This window comes from Streptomyces sp. NPDC023573 (genome assembly GCF_055559735.1).
Window position 1 is genome coordinate 335,754 of record NZ_JBVHKB010000001.1, and the last position, 15,783, is coordinate 351,536.

General features: G+C 72.2%; 13 protein-coding genes. 7 read left to right on the forward strand and 6 right to left on the reverse strand.

The window, feature by feature from the left end; translation table 11 throughout:
• Positions 1-8: 8 nt before the first annotated feature.
• Genes ACZ32T_RS01535 through rsmH form a run of 3 tightly spaced genes read right to left on the reverse strand, consistent with a single transcriptional unit; the run spans position 9 to position 3,562 of the window.
• Positions 9-1,997 (reverse strand): peptidoglycan D,D-transpeptidase FtsI family protein, encoded by a 1,989-nt coding sequence (locus ACZ32T_RS01535; protein WP_467364807.1) that lies wholly within the window; start codon positions 1,995-1,997, stop codon positions 9-11.
• 4 nt (positions 1,998-2,001) lie between these two features.
• Positions 2,002-2,547 carry a cell division protein FtsL gene (ftsL, locus tag ACZ32T_RS01540; protein WP_467364809.1) on the reverse strand — a complete coding sequence of 182 codons (546 nt, stop codon included), beginning with the start codon at positions 2,545-2,547 and terminating at the stop codon, positions 2,002-2,004.
• Between the two features lie 49 nt (positions 2,548-2,596).
• Positions 2,597-3,562: a 16S rRNA (cytosine(1402)-N(4))-methyltransferase RsmH gene (rsmH, locus tag ACZ32T_RS01545; RefSeq protein ID WP_467364811.1), complete on the reverse strand. Its 966-nt coding sequence runs from the start codon at positions 3,560-3,562 to the stop codon at positions 2,597-2,599.
• Between the two features lie 435 nt (positions 3,563-3,997).
• Between rsmH and ACZ32T_RS01550 the strand changes: the two genes are divergently transcribed.
• From ACZ32T_RS01550 to ACZ32T_RS01565, 4 genes are all read left to right on the forward strand, one after another.
• Positions 3,998-4,561, forward strand: coding sequence for a beta-class carbonic anhydrase (locus tag ACZ32T_RS01550; RefSeq protein WP_467364812.1), 564 nt, complete (start codon positions 3,998-4,000; stop codon positions 4,559-4,561).
• A 188-nt stretch (positions 4,562-4,749) separates the two neighbouring features.
• On the forward strand, positions 4,750-5,796 hold the full coding sequence (locus ACZ32T_RS01555) for an AAA family ATPase (protein ID WP_467364814.1): 1,047 nt from the start codon (positions 4,750-4,752) through the stop codon (positions 5,794-5,796).
• Positions 5,796-7,172, forward strand: coding sequence for a DUF58 domain-containing protein (locus ACZ32T_RS01560; RefSeq protein ID WP_467364816.1), 1,377 nt, complete (start codon positions 5,796-5,798; stop codon positions 7,170-7,172). The genes ACZ32T_RS01555 and ACZ32T_RS01560 overlap by 1 nt, the downstream gene beginning before the upstream one ends.
• Entirely contained in the window at positions 7,169-9,589 is a 2,421-nt protein-coding gene (locus ACZ32T_RS01565) for a transglutaminase TgpA family protein (protein ID WP_467364819.1), read from the forward strand. Before ACZ32T_RS01560 ends, ACZ32T_RS01565 begins: the two co-directional genes overlap by 4 nt.
• A 271-nt stretch (positions 9,590-9,860) precedes the next feature.
• Here the strand turns inward: ACZ32T_RS01565 and ACZ32T_RS01570 are convergent, their stop codons facing one another.
• The 3 genes from ACZ32T_RS01570 to ACZ32T_RS01580 all read right to left on the reverse strand — a co-directional run bounded on the left by ACZ32T_RS01570 (position 9,861) and on the right by ACZ32T_RS01580 (position 11,977).
• Positions 9,861-10,265 (reverse strand): DUF3040 domain-containing protein, encoded by a 405-nt coding sequence (locus ACZ32T_RS01570; RefSeq protein ID WP_356707285.1) that lies wholly within the window; start codon positions 10,263-10,265, stop codon positions 9,861-9,863.
• 302 nt (positions 10,266-10,567) lie between these two features.
• Entirely contained in the window at positions 10,568-11,326 is a 759-nt protein-coding gene (locus tag ACZ32T_RS01575) for a class I SAM-dependent methyltransferase (RefSeq protein ID WP_467264401.1), read from the reverse strand.
• Positions 11,327-11,437: 111 nt separating this feature from the next.
• The gene (locus ACZ32T_RS01580; protein ID WP_467264403.1) at positions 11,438-11,977 is read right to left on the reverse strand and encodes an SAV_6107 family HEPN domain-containing protein; all 540 of its coding nucleotides are present in this window, start codon (positions 11,975-11,977) and stop codon (positions 11,438-11,440) included.
• Positions 11,978-12,146: 169 nt separating this feature from the next.
• Here ACZ32T_RS01580 and ACZ32T_RS01585 point away from each other — a divergent pair, with 169 nt between their 5' ends.
• Genes ACZ32T_RS01585 through ACZ32T_RS01595 form a run of 3 tightly spaced genes read left to right on the forward strand, consistent with a single transcriptional unit; the run spans position 12,147 to position 15,620 of the window.
• Positions 12,147-12,920, forward strand: a complete 774-nt coding sequence (locus tag ACZ32T_RS01585; RefSeq protein WP_467364821.1) for an ATP-binding cassette domain-containing protein — start codon at positions 12,147-12,149, stop codon at positions 12,918-12,920.
• Positions 12,892-14,979: a YhgE/Pip family protein gene (locus tag ACZ32T_RS01590; RefSeq protein WP_467364823.1), complete on the forward strand. Its 2,088-nt coding sequence runs from the start codon at positions 12,892-12,894 to the stop codon at positions 14,977-14,979. The genes ACZ32T_RS01585 and ACZ32T_RS01590 overlap by 29 nt, the downstream gene beginning before the upstream one ends.
• Before the next feature lie 29 nt (positions 14,980-15,008).
• Entirely contained in the window at positions 15,009-15,620 is a 612-nt protein-coding gene (locus ACZ32T_RS01595; protein WP_467264409.1) for a TetR/AcrR family transcriptional regulator, read from the forward strand.
• The last annotated feature ends 163 nt before the right edge of the window (positions 15,621-15,783 follow it).

A 15,783-nucleotide genomic window follows, 5' to 3' on the forward strand; every position in this document is an offset into this window, starting at 1 on the left:
CCCCCGAGTTACTCGCCCGGCTTGAAGGACACCGGCAGCCGGGCGGGATCGCTGCCGGAGGGAGGGGTCTGGAGGGTCTTCAGGGCGAACTCCATGACCTTCTTGTAGATCGGGCCACAGATCTGGCCGCCGAAGTAGCTGCCCTTGGTGGGGTTCTGGATGGCGCAGTAGACGGTGATCTGCGGGTCGTCGGCGGGGGCGAACCCCGCGAAGGACGCGGTGTAGCCCTTGTAGACGCCGCGTACGGGGTCGACGCGGTTGGCCGTGCCGGTCTTGCCCGCGACCCGGTAGCCCTCGATGTGGGCCTTGGTCCCGGTGCCCTCCTGGTCGTCCACCACGGACTCCAGCATCTTCGCCAGTGTCCTGGCCGTCTTCTCGCTGACCACCCGGGTGCGTTCGGGGGCTTCGGACGCCGTGTAGCGGCCGTCCGCGTCCTTGGTCCCGCGGACCAGGGTCGGCTCGATCCGGACCCCGTCGTTGGCGATGGCCTGGTAGACCGATGCGGCCTGCATGGCGTTGAGCGAGAGTCCCTGTCCGAACGGGATCGTGTACTGCTGCGAGGTCGACCAGTCCTCGGGCTTGGCGAAGATGCCGGGCGACTCGCCCGGGTAGTCGAGGCCCGTCTTGCTGCCGATGCCGAACTTGCGCAGGTAGGAGTACAGGACCTTGTTGGCCTCGGCCTGGGTCTTCCCCAGCTGCCCGGTGGCCAGGATGGTGCCGATGTTGCTCGACTTGGCGAGTACGCCGTTGAGCGTGAGGTACCAGGTGGGGTGGTCGATGTCGTCCTTGAAGAGCCGGTCGCCGCGGTGCAGCCGGTTGGGCACGGTGACGTGCGTACCGGGCGTCGCCACCCCCTCCTCCAGCACCGCGGCCATGGACATGACCTTGCTGGTGGAGCCGGGTTCGTACACGTCCTGGAGGGCGGCGTTGCCCAGGGCGGCCGCGTTGCTCTGCGCGAGGTCGTTGGGGTCGTAGCCGGGGGCGTTGGCCATGGCCAGCACCTCGCCGGTCCTCGTGTTCTGGACGACCACGTAGCCCCGGTCCGCCTCGGACTTCTCCACCTGGTCGGCGATGGCGCGCTGGGCCGCCCACTGGATGTCCCGGTCGATCGTCAGCTCGACGTCGGTGCCGGCGACGGCCGGGATCTCCGTGGAGCCGGCGGTGGGCACGGGCCGGCCGCCCGCCTGGGCGTAGCGGATCTTGCCGTCCTCGCCCTGGAGCTGCTTGTTCAGCTGTGCTTCCAGGCCGCCGCCGCCCTTGCCCTCGGCGTTGACGAACCCCAGTATCCCGGCGGCGAGGTCGCCGTTGGGGTACACGCGCTTGGTGGTGGGCTCCTGGAGGACTCCGGCCAGCACGTTGGCGCCGGGGCCGCCCTTCGCCTTGTCCTCGGCCGCCTTGTCGGCGAAGGCGGACTTGAGGTCCTTGATCTGCTTCCAGACCTGGGGGGTCTGGCGCCGTGCCAGCACGGTGTAGCGGCTCTTGGCGGAGAGCTTCTTCGCCAGGTCCGCCTCGTCCTCGCCGAGGATCGGGGCGAGCAGGGCAGCCGCCTGCTGCGGCGCGTCCGGGGCCTTGCTCTCCGCGGGTGTGAAGAGCTTCGGGTCGGCCGTGATGTCGTGCGCGTCGACGCTGGTGGCCAGGGCGATGCCGCTGCGGTCCGTGATCTCACCGCGTTCGGCGGCGATCGTGTACTCCAGGTAGCGGTTCTTCTCGGCCTTGGCGGAGTAGGTGTCGGCGTCGACGGCCTGGACCTGGAGGAGCCGGACGACGAACGCCATCATGACGAGGGTCAGGCAGAGGCTGATGAGGCGGAGCCGGGGACGCGGGCTGCCCAGCCGGATGGACCGCGCGGAGCCGCCGCGTCGCTTCCTGGCCGTCTGGCTCCGTGGGCGCCGGGCGTCAGGGCGGGCGGCGGGCCGGGGACGCCCCGGCCCCCCGCCCGCGTTACGGGAGCGCGCGGGGCCGGGGACACGGCGGCGCGGCGGTTCCTTGGACGGCACTGCGTCACCTGCCGGGGCTCGTCGGGGGCGGGGTCGGGGTGTTCGTGGCCGGTGCGGTGAGGGCCGTCGACGGCGTCGCGGCGGACGCGGAGGGCGAGACGGCGGGCGACGGGGAGGCGGGGGGCGTGGCCGGTCCGGCCGCACTCGCCTCCGGCTCCGGGGCCTCGGTGGGCAAAGGCTGCGCGGTGGCCCGCTCGGGCTCACCGCGTACGGTGCCGTCCGGGTCCAGGAAGGCGGGGCTGCCGCCGGGCACCATGCCGAGCTCCCTGGCCCGGCGCTCCAGCGCGTCCGGTTCGGAGTAGCTGTCGACGTCCCTCTGGAGGGCCTGCTGCTCGTCGGTGAGCTCGGTGGTCTCCCGCTCCAGCTTGCTCAGCCTGAACGATCCTTCATTGAGCGCCGAGTTCAGCAGCAGGAGCGAGATCAGGCCACCCGCGAGCAGCAGCACGACCAGCAGGACGAAGGGGGTGCGGGCGGCGGTGCTCGGCCCCGACGGCATCAGCCGGGCGAGCCGGCCGGCCCGCCCCTTCATCTGCTCGGCCGTCCTGGTCACCGCGGTGCCACCGTCCTCGTACGGGCCCGGCCGGCCGGGCGGGATCCGCTCATCGCTCCTCCTCGCGGATCCGCTGGGCGCCGCGCAGCCTGGCGGGGGCGGCGCGCCGGTTCTCGGCGACCTCTTCCTCGGTGGGCAGCTCGGCGCCGCGGGTCAGCAGCTTCAGCCGGGGCTGGTAACGCTCGGGGACCACGGGCAGTCCGGGCGGCGCCGTGTTGGCCGCGCCGGCGGCGAAGACCTGCTTGACGAGGCGGTCCTCCAGCGAGTGGTACGAGAGGACGGCGATCCGGCCGCCGACGGCGAGGCTCCCCACCGCCGCCGGAATCGCCCGCTCCAGGACGGTGAGTTCACCGTTCACCTCGATGCGCAGGGCCTGGAAGGTGCGCTTGGCCGGATTGCCGCCGGTGCGCTTGGCCGCCTGCGGCAGGGAGTCACGGATCAGCTCGACGAGGCGGGCGCTGTTGCTGAAGGGTTCCTTCTCGCGTTCGCGGACCACGGCGGAGACGATGCGCTTCGCCTGCTTCTCCTCGCCGTACGCCCGCAGGATCCGCACGAGTTCGCCCGGCGGGTAGGTGTTGAGCACCTCGGCCGCACCGATGCCGGTCGTCTGGTCCATGCGCATGTCGAGCGGCGCGTCCTGGGCGTACGCGAAGCCGCGGTCCGCCTCGTCCAGTTGCATGGAGGAGACGCCGAGGTCGAACAGCACGCCCTGGACCTTGGGGATTTCCAGCCGGTCGAGGACCTCGGGGAGTTCGTCGTAGACCGCGTGCACCAGCGTGGCGCGGTCGCCGTACGGGGCGAGGCGCTCGCCGGAGAGCCGCAGCGCTTCCTTGTCCCGGTCGAGGGCGATCAGCCGGGCCTCGGGGAAGGCGGCGAGCAGTGCCTCGCTGTGCCCGCCGAGCCCGAGGGTGCAGTCGACGACGACCGGGGGCCGCGGGCCCGCCGCCTCCAGAGCCGGGGCCAACAGGTCCAGGCATCGCTGGAGCATCACCGGGACGTGTCGGGTCTGGCTCAAAGCGCCCTCTCAGGCTATGTCCCGTGTGGCCGCACATACGGCCTGGTCCCCGCCCGCCCGGAAGGGGAGGCCGGCCGGCGCCGGGGAAGGAGGCGTCGGCCGGCCGCGAGCGGGAGAGGGCCGGACCGCATGTACGCCGCACATCACGGGGAACTCGAAACATGTAGAAATACGCAGAATGTGCAGGCGTGTCGGTAACTTCGCGTCACTTTAGAGCATCCGGCAATTGGGGTGCTCTCAGTCCACCCTGCCATTCGATCCATTTCCGATCAACGAACCGCTGGGCGCGTCGCACCGCCGCGACGGACCGGGAACCTCACCCGGCCGGGTGCGTGGCGGTGAGGTTTGTGGGTTAGCTCACAACAAGCGACGTTGACGCTCTTTGTCCCCTTCCACAGCACGCCAGGCGCGGTCGCGAACGCTAACGTCTTCAGCATGTCGACTTCTGCGCAGACTCCCGCCGAGACCGATTCCCTTTCGTCCTCCGCCACCCGCTCCGGCGGGACGGTCACCGACCGCCTGGTCGAACTGAACACCCGCTACGCGGAGGAGTTCAGCGACCCGGGCATGGACGCGCGGCCGGTACTGCGGGTCGCCGTGGTCGCCTGCATGGACGCCCGCCTCGACCTGCACGCCGCACTGGGCCTGGAACTGGGCGACTGCCACACCATCCGCAACGCGGGCGGCGTCGTCACCGACGACGTCATCCGGTCGCTGACGATCAGCCAGCGGGCGCTCGGTACCCGCAGCATCGTGCTCATCCACCACACGAACTGCGGCATGGAATCGATCACCGAGGAGTTCCGGAAGGACCTGGAGTTCGAGGTCGGACAGCGCCCGGCCTGGGCGGTGGAGGCCTACACGGACGCCGACCAGGACGTACGGCAGTCGATGCAGCGCGTGCGCACCTCTCCGTTCCTGCTGCACACTGACGACGTCCGCGGTTTCGTCTTCGACGTGACCACGGGCTCGCTCCGCGAGATCCTGCCCGCCTCCTGACCCCTCGACATAAGGACCACATCCGGCATTTCGCCCCCACTTGTCCACAGGCGAGTGACACGAAGCGGTAACGGCAACAAGAATGCGGGTGTGACATCCCTCCGGGTCCTCCGGAGAGTGTCCGTATTTCGGGGCGGGCCGTGCAGCTTTGTGCGTCGGCCCGTGCACAAGGGGCCGAGGAGGGCCGGGTGACGACCTATGACGATCGAGCGAGCCTCACAGATCTGACCACCACAGCGGAGCGGGTACGCAGGTCGGTCGAGGGTGTGATCGAGGGCAAGCCTGAGGTCGTACGGCTTTCTCTGACCGTGCTGCTCGCCGAGGGGCATCTTCTGATCGAGGATGTGCCCGGGGTCGGCAAGACGATGCTGGCCAAGGCGCTGGCACGGTCCATCGACTGTTCGGTGCGGCGCATCCAGTTCACGCCGGACCTGCTGCCCTCGGACATCACCGGGGTGTCGATCTTCGATCAGCAGCGACGGGACTTCGAGTTCAAACCGGGCGCGATCTTCGCCCAGATCGTGATCGGCGACGAGATCAACCGCGCGTCGCCCAAGACCCAGTCGGCGCTGCTGGAGTCGATGGAGGAACGCCAGGTCACGATCGACGGGCACACCTACGAGCTGCCCGACCCCTTCATGGTCGTCGCCACCCAGAACCCGGTGGAGATGGAGGGGACCTACCCCCTGCCCGAGGCGCAGCGCGACCGCTTCATGGCGCGGGTGTCGATCGGCTACCCGAGCGCCGAGGCCGAGCTCCAGATGCTCGACGTGCACGGCGGGGTCTCTCCCCTGGACGACCTGCAGCCGGTGGCCCACGCCCACGACATCGTGAAGCTGATCGACGCGGTGCGCACGGTGCACGTGGCCGAATCCGTCCGGCGCTACGCCGTGCAGCTGGTGGCGGCCACCCGCCAGCACCCGGACCTCAGACTCGGGGCCTCGCCGCGCGCGACCCTGCATCTGCTGCGCGCCGCCAAGGCGTCGGCCGCGCTGAGCGGGCGGGACTACGCACTGCCGGACGACGTCCAGGCCCTCGCGGTCGCGGTGCTCGCCCACCGGCTGCTGCCGACCGCCCAGGCGCAGCTCAACCGCCGTACGGCCGAGCAGGTCGTGCTGGACATCCTGCAGCGCACTCCGGTGCCGACGTCGGGCGGCACGGCGGCCCCCGCGCCGCCCCAGCACCAGCCGGGCACCCCGGTGTACGGCCGGCAGCCCGGCGCACGGCGGCTGTGATGACGTCCGGGGCGCCCGGCCCCGTGGACGAAAGCGACGACAAGGGCGGCCTGCGGGCGGCTCTCGGCGGACTCACGACGCGGGGGCGGTCCTTCCTGGCCGCCGGCGTGGCGGCGGCTGTCTGCGCCTATGTGCTGGGCCAGGGCGACCTGCTCCGGGTGGGCCTGCTGCTGGCGGTGCTGCCGCTGGTCTGCGTCACCGTCCTCTACCGCACCCGCTACAGGGTGGCAGGCAGCCGCCGGCTGTCGCCGTCCCGTGTGCCGGCGGGCTCGGAGGCGCGGGTCCATCTGCGCATGGACAACGTGTCGCGCCTGCACACGGGCCTGCTCATGCTCCAGGACCGCGTTCCGTACGTCCTCGGGCCCCGGCCCCGCTTCGTGCTGGACCGGGTGGAGCCCGGCGGCGTACGGGAGGTGTCCTACCGGGTCCGCTCCGACCTGCGCGGGCGCTACCCGCTGGGCCCCCTGCAACTGCAGCTGAGCGACCCGTTCGGGATGTGCGAGCTGACGCGCTCCTTCAGCGCCTACGACACGCTGGTGGTCATCCCCCGCACCGAACCGCTCCCCCCGCTCCGGCTGGCCGGGGCGACCTCCGGGTACGGCGACGGCAGGCAGCGTTCGCTGGCGCTGGCCGGCGAGGACGACATCATTCCGCGCGGTTACCGCCACGGTGACGACCTGCGCCGGGTGCACTGGCGCTCCACCGCACGCTACGGGGAGCTGATGGTGCGGCGGGAGGAACAGCCGCAGCGCGCCAGGTGCACGGTGCTGCTGGACACGCGGCGGATCGCCTATCAGGGGGCCGGCCCCGGGTCGGCCTTCGAATGGGCGGTGTCCGGGGCGGCTTCCGCGCTGGTGCACATGCTCGAGCGGGGCTACGCGGTGCGGCTGCTCACGGACGAGGGGAGCTCCATGCCGGGCGGGAGCGAGGACGGCTTCGCCGGAGCGGCGCAGGAGTCCGCGGACGCGGCGGGTCTGATGATGGACACCCTCGCGGTCGTCGACCACTCCGACGGAGGCGGTCTCTCCCGGGCGTACGACGTCCTGCGCGGGGGCGACGAAGGGCTGCTGGTGGCGTTCTTCGGCGCTCTCGACGAGGAGCAGACCGCGGTGGCGGCCAGGATGCGGCAGCGCACCCGGGGGGCCGTCGCGTTCGTGCTGGACGGCGCCGACTGGGCGCGCGGCGCGGAAGCCGTGCCGCCGGCGCCGGTCTCCGACCGCTTGCGGCTGCTGCGCGAGGCGGGGTGGACGGCGATGGCGGTGCCACCCGGGGCGGAGCTCGCCCGGCTGTGGCGGCAGGCGGGCCAGGAGGGCGGCTCGGGCGACCGGTCGCCCGCGGCCGGCACGACGACGGGGCACTCCGGGAGTTGGTCATGAGCGGGCGTACCCGGCTGGCGCTGTGCGCCTTCGCGGCCACGATGCTGGCGGCGGGCTCCCTGCTGCCCCTGGTCGAGGAGTCGAAGTGGGTCCTGCAGGCCGCGTTCCTGCTGGCCCTCCAGAGCGGGGTGGGCGTGCTCGCCCGCCGGATGCGCGTGACACGGGTCCTGACGGTCTCCCTCCAGGTGCTCGTGACCCTGCTTGCCCTGACCGTCGCGTTCGCCAGGGAGCAAGCCCTGTTCGGTGTGGTTCCGGGGCCGCAGGCGGTCCAGCGGCTCGCCGAGCTGCTGGCCCTGGGCGCCGACGACGTCAACAGGTATGCCATCCCGGCACCGGCGACGGACGGCATCCGGCTGATGCTGATCGGCGGCGTGCTGCTGATCGGGCTGGCCGTGGACGTCCTCGCGGTGACCGTCCGCGCCGCGGCGCCGGCCGGTCTGCCGCTGCTCGCGCTCTACTCGGTCGCGGCCGGGCTCTCCGACGGCGGGGCGGGATGGCTCTGGTTCCTTCTCGCGGCGTTCGGCTATCTGCTTCTGCTGCTGGCCGAGGGCCGGGACCGGCTGTCCCAGTGGGGACGGGTGTTCGGCGGTGTGTCCCGCACATCGGGCGGTCTGGCGGCCGGCCTGGAGGGGTCCGGGCGCGCCGTGGCGTCGGTCCGTACGGGCCGGCGGATCGGCGTGGTGGCGCTGGGCATCGCGCTGGCCGTGCCCGCAGCCCTTCCCGCACTCGACGGCGGGCTCCTGGGCGGCACGGGCGGCGGGTCGGGCAGGGGCAGCGGCGGGGGCACGATCTCCGCGGTGAACCCGCTGGTCTCGCTGCAGAACAATCTCAACCAGCCGGAGAACCGCGAGGTGATGTCGTACCGCACCAACGCGGGGAACCCGCAGGACTTCTACCTGCGCATCCTGGCCCTGGACCAGTTCGACGGCAGCGAGTGGCGTCCGTCGACCCGCCGGCTGAGGGATGTCCCGGCCCGGCTGCCGCAGCCGGCCGGGCTGGACGGAAGTGTCTCCGTCACCGAGATCCGGACGAACATCTCGGCGTCGCGCTCGTACCAGCAGACCTATCTGCCGCTCCCCTATCCGGCGAGCGAGGTGGACATCCAGGGCCGCTGGCGGTTCGAACCCGAGGGGCGCACCCTCGTCGGCGACGACGGCCAGACGACGCGCGGCGCCCGGTACGAGGTCAGCAGTCTGGTGGTGGAGCCGACGGCCGCGGAGCTCGCCGCGGCGATGGAACCGCGCTCGGACCTGGTCCGTGAGTACACGCGGGTTCCCGCGTCGCTGCCCGAGGTGGTCGAGGAGACCGCCCAGCAGGTGACCGCGGGGGCCGCCAACGACTACGAGCGGGCGGTGAAACTGCAGGACTGGTTCGCCTCGGAGGGTGGTTTCCGTTACGACACGACGGTGAAGTCGGGTACCGGCACCGCGGCGATCGAGCGCTTCCTGAAGGACAGGGAGGGCTTCTGCGTCCACTTCTCCTTCACCATGGCCGCCATGGCCAGGACCCTGGGCATCCCGGCCCGGGTCGCGGTGGGCTTCACGCCCGGCACGGTCCAGGCGGACGGTTCGGTGTCGGTCGGGCTGCGGGACGCGCACGCCTGGCCCGAGCTGTACTTCGAGGGCGTGGGTTGGACCCGCTTCGAGCCGACACCGTCCCGCGGTACCACCCCGGCGTACACCGTGCCGGACGCTCCCTCGCAGGACCCCAGCGATCCGGCGCTGCCGACGGAGGGTGCCTCCACGGCCCCCACGGCCGCCCCTTCCGCCACGGAGTCCTGTCCCGCGCAGATGCGTCAGCAGGGTGAGTGCGGTGCGTCCACGGCCCCCGGTGCGACGGACTCCGCCGGCCCGGGGACCCCAGCCGGCACGGTGGCGCTCCGGGTGATCGGCTCCCTGGTGGTGCTCACACTCCCGCTGCTGCCGATGCTCTGGCGGATACGGGTCCGTGGCCGGAGGCTCGGCTCCTCAGGCGGGCGTACGGCCGCTGACGCGATGGCCAGGGTGATGGCCGCCTGGCGGGAGATCACCGATTCGGCCTGGGATCACGGCATTCCGCCGGACGAGTCGCAAACCCCTCGGAGGACGGCGGCGCGCGTCGTGCGGCTGGGGCACCTCGACGGGCAGGCGGCCGCCGCGGTCCACCGGGTGGCGGGAGCGGTGGAGCAGGTGCTGTACGCGCCCGAGCCGGGCGCCGCCTCCGCCTCGGCCGAGGATGTGCGGGCCGTCAGGGCCGGTCTGTGGGCCTCGGCCGGCCGGTGGGCGAAGGTGCGGGCGACGCTCGCACCCCGTTCGGCCGTCCGGGTGATCTGGGCGCTGTCGGAGCGCCGGACGGAGTTCGGCCGCCGGTGGTCGGACCGCGCGGGACGCGACCGCTGGGCGGCACGGCTGCGCCGCCCGTCACGGCAGCAGGGCTGAGTCCACGGAGCGGGGTCGCGCCCGACCGCGGGCCCCGCTCTCCTGGACCGTGGTCCAGGAGAGCGGGGCCCCGGCGGTCGGGGCCGGGGCCCAGGGCGGCCGACGGCCGCCCCCGTTTCCGGACCGGCTCCGGGTGGCGCGGGAGACACGTGAGGGGCGGTCGCTGTGCAGCGACCGCCCCTCACGTGCGAGGTCCAGCGTCAAGTTCTCGGTGTGCGCGGACCGCGTCCTGTGCCGGTGGCTGCCCGCCGCCGGCCGGGAAGCGGAAAGCTCACTGGCCCTGTTCGTCGCGGCGGCGTTGCCACCTCTGTTCGATCCGGTTCATCATCGACCGGCGCTGCCTGGGATGTCGGCGTTCGCCTCCGCCCCCGCCCGCGCTCCCCGCCGGCTGCTGCTCACCGGGCTTCGGCGCCTTGCGCCATCCGGTGACCGCCAGCACGGCACAGCCCAGCATGACGAGGAACCCCGCCACGCTGACCCAGGTCTGCTGGAAAACCATTCCGGCCATGAGGAGCGCGATACCCACCAGAAAACCGGCTACCGCCTGGTAGACCCGTCGCCGGGTGTACCTGCGCAGCCCGCTTCCCTCAAGCGCTGTAGCGAACTTGGGATCTTCGGCGTACAGCGCTCGCTCCATCTGCTCGAGCATTCGCTGCTCGTGCTCCGAGAGCGGCACGGAGTCCTCCTCGTCGTCGGCCGCGGGGGCGACCGGTATGCGGCCCTTCCAGGATAGGCAGGGATTCGCCCCCGTGAAACCCGCCCTCTAGCCATAGCCAGTCCGGACCGCCATTTCGGCTCGGCTGCTGAGGCGTAGATTCCCCGACCTCCGATCCGTCATGCCGGATGGTGTCACCCGATCATACGGGGCTCGCGGCCCGATCGGGTGTTCCCGGCAGTACTCCGTCTGCAGCTGCGTTGCTGATCAGCCGTGCTCCCGCCGCTTTCGCGGCCGTACTCCGGCAGAGTCACCGCCGCCGCTCAGGCGCGCTTCTCTCCCAGAACGTGCAGCTGGGTCGCCACCGAGTGGAAGGCGGGCAGTTCCGCGACCGCCGCTTCCAGCCTGAGGAGCTCCTCCATGGCGCCCGGTTCGGTGTCCACCAGGACGCCCGGCACGAGGTCGCCGAAGACCCGTACGCCATGGACGGCGCCGACCTCGACACCCGCGGCGGCGACCAGTCCGGTCAGCTGGTCGGCGGTGAACCTGCGGGGCACGGGGTCGCCGTCGCCCCAGCGCCCGGCGGGGTCCGACAGCGCCTGACGGGCCTCGGTGAAGTGGCCCGCGAGCGCCCGGGCCAGCACGGCACCGCCGAGGCCCGCGCCGAGCAGGCTGAGGAAGCCGGACGGGCGGAGCGCGTCGACCGCGTTGCGCACGCCCTCGGCGGGGTCGTCCACGTACTCCAGGACGCCGTGGCACAGGACCGCGTCGTAACCGGCACGGTCCACCACCTCGAAGAGGCCGAGGATGTCGCCCTGGACGCCTCGGACGCGGTCGGCGACACCGGCCTCCTCGGCACGGCGCTCCAGTGCGAACAGGGCGTTCGGGCTGGGGTCGACGACGGTGACGCGGTGGCCGAGCCGGGCGACGGGCACGGCGAAATTGCCGGTGCCGCCGCCGGTGTCCAGCACGTCCAGGGCTTCCCTGCCGGTCGCCTTGACCCGGCGCTCGAGAGCGTCCTTGAGGACCTCCCAGACCACGGCGGTACGGAGGGAGGCGCGGGGGCGCAGCTGGTCCGACACGGCAGTTGACTCCTCGGCACGGTGCCGCCACGGACGGCGGAGCGTGAACAGTGCAGGTGGTACGGGTGGTACGGGTGGTCTCCACCCTATTGCCTCGCACCGCCGGCGCGGTCATCCCGCGTCGGACCGCTGATCGGAGCCGTCCCTCCGGGGCTGCGGCAGGACGGGCTGGAGGGCCAGCATCCGCTCGACCAGGCGCAGGAACATGGCCACGTGGCGCAGCAGGTCGTCGGCGTCGCGGCTGGTGGCCGCGCCGGGTATGCCCGCCTCCGCCCGGGCCCTGCGTGGGGCTCCGGAGGCGAACAGCGCGCTCCATTCGGTGAGTTCCGGCGCGATGTCGGGGAGGACCTCCCAGGCGCTGCGGATCCGCTCCCTGCGACGCCCGCCGCTCTCGGGCCGTCCGCGAGCGGCGAGCACGGCGGCCGCGGTCCGCAGCGCGGCGAGGTGGGCGGTGGCGTACCGCTCGTTGGGCACGTCGAGTACGGCGGCCTCCTCCAGGCCGGCGTGGGCCTGGGCGAGCAGATCGAGAGCGGCGGGCGGCGCCGTGGTGCGGCGCGGCACGGGGTGGACGTCGGTTGCCGGACCGGTCAGCGAGGGGGCAGGGCTGCCTGCGCGGCGCCGCGGGGCGGCGGCTGCGGACGAGCTGGCCATGACGAACCTCCTGTCGTCGTGTGACGGCTCCGTGGCCGTATGTATCCATCGTGACGGCCCCCACTGACAATCCCTCAGATCTCGCCTCCGACCAGGCACTTTGCTTCGCGCACAAGTTCGGGCTAGTTTTTTGCACTGACCAGTCAGTGCAAAAAATGGGGGTGGGGTCGTGGACAGCCCGCACGGGGCGTCTCTGAGCGCCGAGGACTTCGGGCTGAAGGGCCCGCGCGGCTGGGCCTTCCGGGGAGTGGGCTTCACCGCCGGCCCCGGATCGCTCGTCGCGGTGGAAGGGCCCTCCGGCTCCGGCCGTACCTGTCTGCTGTTGGCGCTCACCGGCCGGATGCGTTCCACGCACGGGCACGCCGAGGTCGGGGGTGAACGGCTGCCCGGACGGCTCGCTGCCGTGCGCCGCTTCAGTGCCCTCGGCCCGGTCCCCGGGGTCAGCGACCTGGATCCCTCTCTCACCGTGGCCGAGCATCTTCGGGAACGTGCCCTGCTGCGGCGCCGCTTCGGCGCCTCGCCGCGTGCCCTCCTGCGGCCCCGCGCCGAACGCGTCGCCACGGCACGGGCGTCGGTCGACACCGCGCTGGAGGCAGCGGGGCTCGACCTCGCGACGCTGCCCAAGGCCGGACGGACCTCCGTGCGCGATCTTGAGCGCCTGGAAGCCCTGCGCCTGTCCGTCGCCCTCGCCCTGATGAGCCGTCCGCGGCTCCTCGCCGTCGACGACACGGACCTCAAACTCTCCGCCGAGGACCGCGCCCTGGCCTGGGAGCTGCTGCGCACCCTCGCGGCCGGCGGCACCACCGTGCTGGCCGTGTGCAGCGAGTCCCCGGAGGACGCGCTCACCGTGCGCACCCGCCCTGAGGGCGGAGCGGACATGCCCGACGACACGACGACCGGGAAGGACACGGCCGATGCGATCGCCGAGACTGGCCGCGCTTGAGCTGAAACGGTTCGGGAGGGGCCGGATGCCGCGCGCCGCGCTCGTGGCGCTCCTCCTGCTGCCCCTGCTGTACGGGGCGCTCTACCTCTGGTCGTTCTGGGACCCGTACGGGCGGCTCGACCGCATCCCCGTGGCGCTGGTCAACGACGACAAGGGCGCGAGCGCCGAGGGCGAACGCCTCGCGGCCGGTGACGAGATCGCCGGCCGGCTGCTCGACTCGAAGGTCTTCGACTGGCACGAGGTCGGCTCCGCAGAGGCGGAGAAGGGCGTCGAGGACGGGACGTACTACCTCTCCCTGACCATGCCCGCGGACTTCAGCGAACAGATCGCTTCGAGCGGCGGGGACTCCCCCGAGAGCGGCGCCCTCGAGGTCCGCACGAACGACGCCAACAACTACATCGTCGGGCAGATCTCCAGGACGGTCTTCGCCGAGGTCCGCAGCGCCGCGTCCACCAAGGCCTCGCGCGGCTTCCTGGACCGGATTTTCGTCAACTTCTCCGGTCTGCACGACGCGACCGCGAAGGCGGCCAAGGGAGCCGACGACCTCCGGAGCGGTCTCACGAGGGCGAAGAAGGGCTCCGAGGACCTCGCGGACGGCCTCAAGGACGCCAAGTCGGGCAGCGGAACGCTCTCCACCGGCGTCACCAAGCTGAACAAGGGCGCGGGCGACCTGGAGACGGGTTCCCGGCAGGTCGCCGGCGGCACCCAGCGGCTCGCCGACAAGGTCAACGCGGTCGCCGCCGACGTACGCCCCTTCCTGAAGGACAACGGCAAGTCCATCGGGGACACGGCCCGGCTGGTCGCCGACTCCTCGAAGACCGTACGCGACAACCTCGACCTGCTGGCCGAAGCGGCGCCCACCGCCTCGGCCGCCGCCCACACGGCCTCCGACGACCTGACCGAGGTCTACCGCGACCGCTGCGAGGACCAGCCGCTGCCCGACCCGGGGGTCTGCCCGCAGCTGAAGCGTGCCAGGACCGCGGCCGAGGACGTCGCCAAGGTGTCCGACGACGTGAACGCGCTGGTCACGAACCAGAAGGGCGACCTCGCGAAGCTGCGCACCCGGCTGACCGACCTGGAGAAGCAGGCCGACGCCCTGGCGAAGCGGGCGCCGAACCTGGACACGGACCTGGAGTCGGCGGTGAAGAAGGTCAACGCGCTCAACACCGGCGCGCACAAGGTCGCCAAGGGCGCCGACGCGCTCCACACCGGCCTCGGCACCGCGAAGACGGGGGCCGGGGACCTGGACGCGGGCGTCAAGAAGCTCAAGGCGGGCGCCACGACCCTGGACAGCGGGCTGTACCGGCTGGGTGACGGCTCCTCGACGCTCGCGCAGGGGCTGAACGACGGGGTCGGCAAGATCCCGGACTACGACAAGAAGGACCGCGACGCCCGTACCGGCGTCATGGCCGACCCCGTGAGGCTGGCCTCTTCCTCGCTGCACGCGGCGCCCAACTACGGCACCGGCTTCGCCCCGTACTTCATCCCGCTCTCGCTGTGGGTCGGCGCGATGGTGGCGTACATGCTGATCCAGCCGCTCAACCGGCGGGCGCTCGCGGCCGGGGCGCCCGCCTGGCGGATCGCCTTCGCGGGCTGGCTGCCCGTCGCCGCGACGGGCCTGCTCCAGGTCGCCGCGCTGATGTCGGTGCTGCACTGGCAGCTCGGTCTGCAGATGGCGCACGCCGCCGGGACGGTGGGCTTCCTGGCCCTGGTGACCTGCTGCTTCGCCGCGATCGTGCAGTGGCTCAACGCCCGCTTCGGCGCGGCGGGGCGGATCCTCGTCCTGGCGGTGCTGATGCTGCAGCTGACCTCGGCCGGGGGCACCTATCCCGTCCAGACCAGCCCGGGGTTCTTCGGGGCGATCCACCCGTACCTGCCGATGACCTACGTCGTCGACGGGCTGCGCCGGCTGATCACGGGCGGTGGGCTCGGCCCGGTCTGGCAGGGCTGCGCCGTGCTGCTGGCCTTCACCGCGGGGGCTCTGGCGCTGACCGCCCTGTCCGCCCGCCGCAAGCAGGTGTGGACCCTGGACCGGCTGCACCCGGAGCTGAGTCTGTGACCGTACCGGGACCTGTGAGAATCAAGGGCATGGACAGCAGTGGCACCACGCGCCGACAGGTCACCCGGCAGAAGCTCTACGAGGCGGCGGTGACCCTCATCGCGGAGAAGGGGTTCTCCGCGACGACGGTCGACGAGATCGCCGAACGCGCCGGGGTGGCCAAGGGCACGGTCTACTACAACTTCAAGAGCAAGACCGAGCTGTTCGAGGAGCTGCTGCGGCACGGTGTCGGTCTGCTCACCCAGTCGCTGCGTTCGGCCGCCGACTCGGCGCAGGCGCGTGGCGGCACCCGTGTGGAGGCGCTGGACGCGATGATCAGGGCCGGTCTGGTCTTCATCGACCGCTACCCGGCCTTCACCCAGCTGTACGTCGCCGAGCTCTGGCGCACCAACCGTGCCTGGCAGTCGACCCTCCTGGTCGTGCGCCAGGAGGCCGTGGCCGTCGTCGAGGACGTGCTGCGCGAAGGCGTCGCGGGCGGCGAGCTCAGCGAGGAGATCGACATCCAACTGACGGCCGCCGCGCTGGTCGGGATGGTCCTGGTGGCGGCTCTCGACTGGCAGGCGTTCCAGCCCGAGCGGACGATCGACGACGTGCACTCCGCGCTGTCCCTGCTGCTGCACGGCCGGGTCAGCGGGCGCTGAGACGGCCCACGCACGGCAAACGCCGGTCCGGTGGAATTCGATCCCCCCGAATTCCGCCGGACCGGCGTTCCGTACCGCCGCGAAGCCCTCCCCCGTGACCCAGTGCTCTCCCCCGTGGTCCCGGAGCTCCGCGTCGTGCGTCCCCCGTCACGGTCCGGGGTGC

What these genes read in the sequence shown, in the direction of transcription:
- ACZ32T_RS01550 (WP_467364812.1), top strand. Translation starts at nt 3,998, where the DNA reads ATGTCGACTTCTGCGCAGACTCCCGCCGAGACCGATTCCCTTTCGTCC.
- ACZ32T_RS01560 (WP_467364816.1), top strand. Translation starts at nt 5,796, where the DNA reads ATGACGTCCGGGGCGCCCGGCCCCGTGGACGAAAGCGACGACAAGGGC.
- ACZ32T_RS01565 (WP_467364819.1), top strand. Translation starts at nt 7,169, where the DNA reads ATGAGCGGGCGTACCCGGCTGGCGCTGTGCGCCTTCGCGGCCACGATG.
- ACZ32T_RS01580 (WP_467264403.1), bottom strand. Translation starts at nt 11,977, where the DNA reads ATGGCCAGCTCGTCCGCAGCCGCCGCCCCGCGGCGCCGCGCAGGCAGC.
- ACZ32T_RS01590 (WP_467364823.1), top strand. Translation starts at nt 12,892, where the DNA reads ATGCGATCGCCGAGACTGGCCGCGCTTGAGCTGAAACGGTTCGGGAGG.
- ACZ32T_RS01595 (WP_467264409.1), top strand. Translation starts at nt 15,009, where the DNA reads ATGGACAGCAGTGGCACCACGCGCCGACAGGTCACCCGGCAGAAGCTC.